We start from the raw sequence: 5,198 nt of genomic DNA on the forward strand, positions 1-5,198 counted from the left end.
TTCACACCGTGGGCTATCCGCTGGACAGCAAAACCTACGGCGGCTCGTTTGTTTACCATCTGGACAACAACCAAATCGCCTTGGGTTTGGTGGTGGGACTGGATTATCAGAATCCTTACCTGTCGCCGTTTGAAGAATTTCAACGCTTGAAGCTGCACCCCGCCATCCGCACCATGCTGGAAGGCGGCCGCCGCATTGCTTACGGTGCACGCGCATTGGTGGAAGGCGGCTTGCAATGCCTGCCGAAACTGGCGTTTGCCGGCGGCGTGCTGGTGGGCGACTGCGCGGGCTTTTTGAACGTGGCACGCATCAAAGGCAGCCACACCGCCATGAAATCCGCCATGCTGGCAGCGGAAGCCGTGTTCCCCCTGCTGGAAAGCGACACCGAAAAGCAGCCTGCACACGGCAAAACGGCGGCGCGTTATCAAGGCCTGTTCGAGCAAAGCTGGCTGTATCAAGAATTGCACGCCATCCGCAACATCCGCCCCGCGTTCAAATGGGGGCTGATTCCCGCCATGATCTATACCGGCTTGGAGCAATACGTGTTCAAAGGGCGGATGCCTTGGACGATTGCCCACCACGGAACGGACGCAGGCAGCCTGCACCCCGCCAAAGAATATACGCCCATCGAGTATCCGAAACCCGACGGCAAAATCACGTTCGACCGTTTGAGCAGCGTGTTCCTGGCCGGTGTATCACACGAAGAAAACCAGCCTGCACACCTGCAACTGCGCGACCCTGCGCTGGCGATTGACCTGAATTACGCGCAATACGCCAGCCCCGAAACGCGCTACTGCCCTGCCGGCGTGTATGAAATTGTGCAGCAAAACGGCGGCAAACCACGCCTGCAAATCAACGCGGCCAACTGCCTGCACTGCAAAACCTGCGACATTAAAGACCCGGCGCAAAACATCACATGGACCTGCCCCGAAGGCGGCGGTGGGCCGAATTACAGCGCCATGTAATCCGTCCGCACCATCCAAAAGCAGCCTGCACTTCCACTTTGGGGTGCAGGCTGCTTTTGGTTTTTTGTCGGCAATAAAGACGGGCCGCTGTTTTAATCTTCCTGCGGCACCGCCTCGTCCAGCGGCAGGCGGCGCGTGAACAAGGCTTTGACGGCGGCCTGGTGGCTGACGGCGATGCACAGGGTTTCCGGCAGCTCGCGGCGCAGCAGGGACATCAGGGCGGCGGCGGTTTCGTCGTCCAGCTGGTTGGTGGCTTCGTCCAAAAACAGCACGTCAGGGCGCGGGAAGAGCACCTGCGCGAGAAGGACTTTAAATTTATCGCTCGTCTCGATCTCGCTCATCTTTTTATCGAAATCATTCAGCCCCAGCGAGCTTAAAATTTTCTCGATCCGCGTTTCGTACTCGTAGGCGGGATCCTCCTCGGCGCAGATCATCTCAAGCTCGCCGAGGCGCTCGTTTATCTCGTCGTTAAACTCGCCGGCTTCGTAAAGCTGCGTCTTTTCGCGCACGGCGTCATAAAGGCGCTTGTTGCCGTAAAGCACGGCGTCTTTGACGCTGAAGCTTTCGAAGGCGAATTGATCCTGCCCCAAAACGCCGATTTTAAGCCCGCTTTGGATCAAAATTTCGCCGCTGCTTGCTTCGATCTGTCCGCTTAAAATTTTAAGTAGCGTCGATTTGCCCGCGCCGTTTGCGCCGATAAGACCATAACGCCTGCCCTTATCGAGGCTTAAATTTACGTTTTCAAAAAGCAGCTGTTTGCCGAAGCGCATCGTTAGATCTTTGATTTCAACCATATTTTTCCTTTTAAATTTCTCTTTGCGTTGCCTTGCGCGCGGGCTTCTGCTGGGTTTTGCGCGCAAATTTCATCTCGCGGTTTATTGCGGCTTTTGCGCCGCGCGGAGCTGCGATAAATTTCTCCTATTGTAGCTTAAAATTCTGAAATTTCGCCGAAGGAGCGCGGACGGGCACGATTAAATTTAGACCGCCAAAGCTAGAGCAATTTAAATTTTAGCCGCTGTAATCGCTATCGCGAGTAATGATGAGCGTGTAGTTCGGATACGCCGCGCGCACCTGCTTGCAAACCGCGCGAAACGTCGCCTCCATATCGGGCGCTGCGAAATCGACGATGACGTCAAAGCTGATCGCGCGCTTTTCCTCGTCGAGATAAAATCCATGTATCTGCGAGACGAACTTATGCGAAAACGCCATCTGCTTGATATGCTCGTAGATCTCGGCGGCGCGCGGATCGTTTCTGTTAAACGCGTAAATTCCTACGGTGTCTAGGATGATATTAAATTTCGCAAAAACGGCGTTTTGGATGCGGCGCGTAAGAGCGTCGATCTGCGCCGCGGTCGTGTCACTCGCGACCTCGATATGCACCGAACCTACCATTTTATCGGGCCCGTAGTCATGAAACATCAGATCGTATGCGCCGATGACGCCCTCAAAGCCGCGCACGACGTCGTAAATTTCATTCGTCAGCTCCAGGCTCGGGCGCGAGCCCAAAAGCTTACTGATCGTATCGCGTAGAATTTCATACGCCGTTTTGATCAGAAGAGCCGAAATTATCGCGCCCAGATACGCCTCTAAGCTCAGCCCGAAAATAAGCGAAATAAAAGCCGCTACGAGGGTGGCTAGCGATACGAGCGCGTCGTATTTGGCATCCACGCCGCTAGCGATGAGCGAGTCGGAATTTACGCGCTCGCCCGTCTTTTGCGTATAGAGCCCCAGGCTAAATTTCGCCGCGACCGCTACTGCGATGATGGCGAGCGAAACCGCATTATAATTCGCCGTTTGCGGATGGATGATCTTTTTGATTGATTCAACGAGCGAGACGCCGCCGGTGTAGAGGATGATGACGGCGATTACGATCGCGCTTAGATACTCGATCCTGCCGTGTCCGAAGGGGTGCGCACGATCGGGCTGCTTGCTAGCAAGATGCACGCCCACGATCGTAATGACGGATGAAAGCGCGTCGCTTAGATTGTTTACGGCATCAAGCACGATCGCGATCGAGCCTGAAATCAGCCCCACGACGCCCTTAAATGCCGCTAAAATTACATTTGAAACGATACCGATCGCACCGGTGCGAACGATGATTTTATCCCTGCTATACGCCGCTTGAGGCACTTCCATTATTTATTTCCTTTGAAATTTTATTCCAAGCCGCAATCGCTGCGCGTGTAGGTCAGATCGGCGATTTTTTCGCCGCTTTGCAGAAATTCTCGTACGCCTATGCGATTTAGACTGCCCGCTTTCATCATCGCGCAGACGTCCTTTTGCCTATCGGCACGCAAAATGCTTTCAAAATTTTGCTTGATTTTGGGATCTACTTTGTCCCAAATTTCATTTTTTAGAATCGTGGGAATTACAAATTTATCGCCCTCGCATGTAGCCGCGCTCAACTCTATATTTTTAGTCGCGGGGTGACTGTGCCCATTTACGGCGTCCGCCAAAGCCTTGCAGCGCTGTGCATCGGCATCTACATCTCCCGCAAGCGCTGCGCTGCAGATAAATACGCCAAACAGGACGGGTATAAATTTTTTCATTTTCATCTCCTTATTTTTATTTGAAATCTATCATATTAAAATTTTAAATTCAATCTATTTTTTGAAATTTAAAGACCTATTTGCGCGGCGCAAATCCGCGAGCCGCCAAAATTACTTACGTTAAAATAGCGGCGCAAATTCCATAAATCACCGCTAGAAATTTTCTAAATCGCGGCAAAAATTCTTTAAATTCCGCGCAAAATTCTATGAGTAGAAATTTTGCGACGGATCGCATGCGCTCGCTCAAAGCGGCGTGCGGCGAGATCGTCCGTATCTTTTTCGAACTCACCGTTTAAGTTATAGATTTAACGCAGCTTTGAAAAGCTCCAGCCAATCCGCGCCCGCCGTTTAAATTTATAAATTTAATGCAGTTCCGCGTTGAGTTTGATCGCGCGCTTGCTAACGCTTGCCGTAATCTGCCCGCTTTGGCTGTTTTGTCGGAAGTGCAGTCCGCTAAGCCCGGCAAGCTCAAGCCCTTTATAAATTTCACGATCGAACGCAAAGCCTGGATTTAGCGCTGCTAGCGCCTCGCGATCCTTTTGCGCGATGAAAACCTTCGTGCCCTCAAGTACCGCAATACCGGCATCCACGATGCAGCGGTCGCCTAGCGGAATGCCCGTTACGGAGTTTGCGCCCAGCAAGCAGTGCTTGCCGATGCTCACAGCATTGCCGTTGGTGCCGCTTAGCACGCCCAAAATCGACGCGCCGCCGCCTATGTCGCTGCCCTCGCCCACGACGACCGAGCTACTGACGCGCCCCTCGATCATAACGCTGCCGGTCGTGCCTGCGTTGAAATTCACGTACGCAGCACCCGGCATCACGGTCGTACCCGCGGCGATATGCGCACCCAAACGCACTTTCGCATCGTCTAAAATCCGAACGTTTTGCGACGGCACGACGTGGCTTAGGTAGCGCGGAAATTTATCGACGCTGATTATGCGTGGATAGCGGCCTTGCATTTTTAAATGGATTTCGTTTTCACGCAGCCACCAAAGCTCGATCGGGCGAGCGTTTTCGTCCCACGCGACGTTCGGAAGCACACTAAATGCGCCGTCTAGATTGAGCGTGCGCGGCTCGCAGAGATTTAGCGAAAGCGCGTAAAGCTTGAGATAGACGCTCTCGACGCTTTTTGGCGCGGCATCCTCAAAGATGAAGCTAGCACAAAAGCTCGCGTGCTCGTCCGATTTCATCGCCTCTTTAACCGCAAGCAGCACCTGCAGATTTTTGTGCGCGCCCTCTTTGACGTCTGGCTGTAGAAATTTTAAAGCCTCGATCGCCTTTTTTAGGGCTTTGTGCGTTAGCGGAAGGACGCACTCACTACCGCTAAAATCCACGACCTCACCGCATTTGGTTAGAGCATGGATTAGCACTGCTGCGCTTACTAGCCCATCTTTAAAATTTACGTGCGCGTAATTCACGCTTAGGCTTTTATGCCCCTCCGCGCGCCCCTTAAATACACGCCCGACCGCCCACATCATCGGATCGCGATAACCCTTTGCGGCGCGAACTTTATCTGCAAAAGCCTGAAGCTCGCTTAGGCTTTTAATCTCTTTCATATTTAATCCTTAATCGCAAAATTGCGCGGGAGTATAGCTAAATTTAATTTAAAAGGGGATTTGAAAAGGCGCATGAATGGAATTTAAAAGCGAAAACACGCGCTTTTAAATTCTTGATTATTTTGCTT

Annotated in this window: 4 protein-coding genes and 1 pseudogene; 1 reads left to right on the forward strand and 4 read right to left on the reverse strand. The window is 52.4% G+C overall.

Annotated elements, in window-relative coordinates; genetic code table 11:
• Positions 1-965, forward strand: a 965-nt coding sequence (locus Q0277_RS01030) for an electron transfer flavoprotein-ubiquinone oxidoreductase (RefSeq protein ID WP_297994645.1), incomplete at its 5' end; no start/stop codon positions are given.
• A gap of 230 nt (positions 966-1,195) precedes the next feature.
• Here Q0277_RS01030 and Q0277_RS01035 read toward each other — a convergent pair.
• The 4 genes and pseudogenes from Q0277_RS01035 to Q0277_RS01050 form a co-directional block, all read right to left on the reverse strand.
• Positions 1,196-1,759: pseudogene (locus tag Q0277_RS01035) on the reverse strand (ATP-binding cassette domain-containing protein); the annotation flags it as partial.
• A 214-nt stretch (positions 1,760-1,973) separates the two neighbouring features.
• The gene (locus Q0277_RS01040; protein ID WP_297994646.1) at positions 1,974-3,101 is read right to left on the reverse strand and encodes a cation diffusion facilitator family transporter; all 1,128 of its coding nucleotides are present in this window, start codon (positions 3,099-3,101) and stop codon (positions 1,974-1,976) included.
• Positions 3,102-3,121: 20 nt separating this feature from the next.
• Entirely contained in the window at positions 3,122-3,514 is a 393-nt protein-coding gene (locus Q0277_RS01045; protein ID WP_297994649.1) for a hypothetical protein, read from the reverse strand.
• 362 nt (positions 3,515-3,876) lie between these two features.
• Complete coding sequence (locus Q0277_RS01050) at positions 3,877-5,070, reverse strand: tetrahydrodipicolinate N-succinyltransferase N-terminal domain-containing protein (RefSeq protein WP_297994652.1); 1,194 nt, start codon at positions 5,068-5,070, stop codon at positions 3,877-3,879.
• Positions 5,071-5,198: the final 128 nt, after the last annotated feature.

It is taken from the genome of uncultured Campylobacter sp. (genome assembly GCF_938030815.1).
Lineage (GTDB): Bacteria > Campylobacterota > Campylobacteria > Campylobacterales > Campylobacteraceae > Campylobacter_B.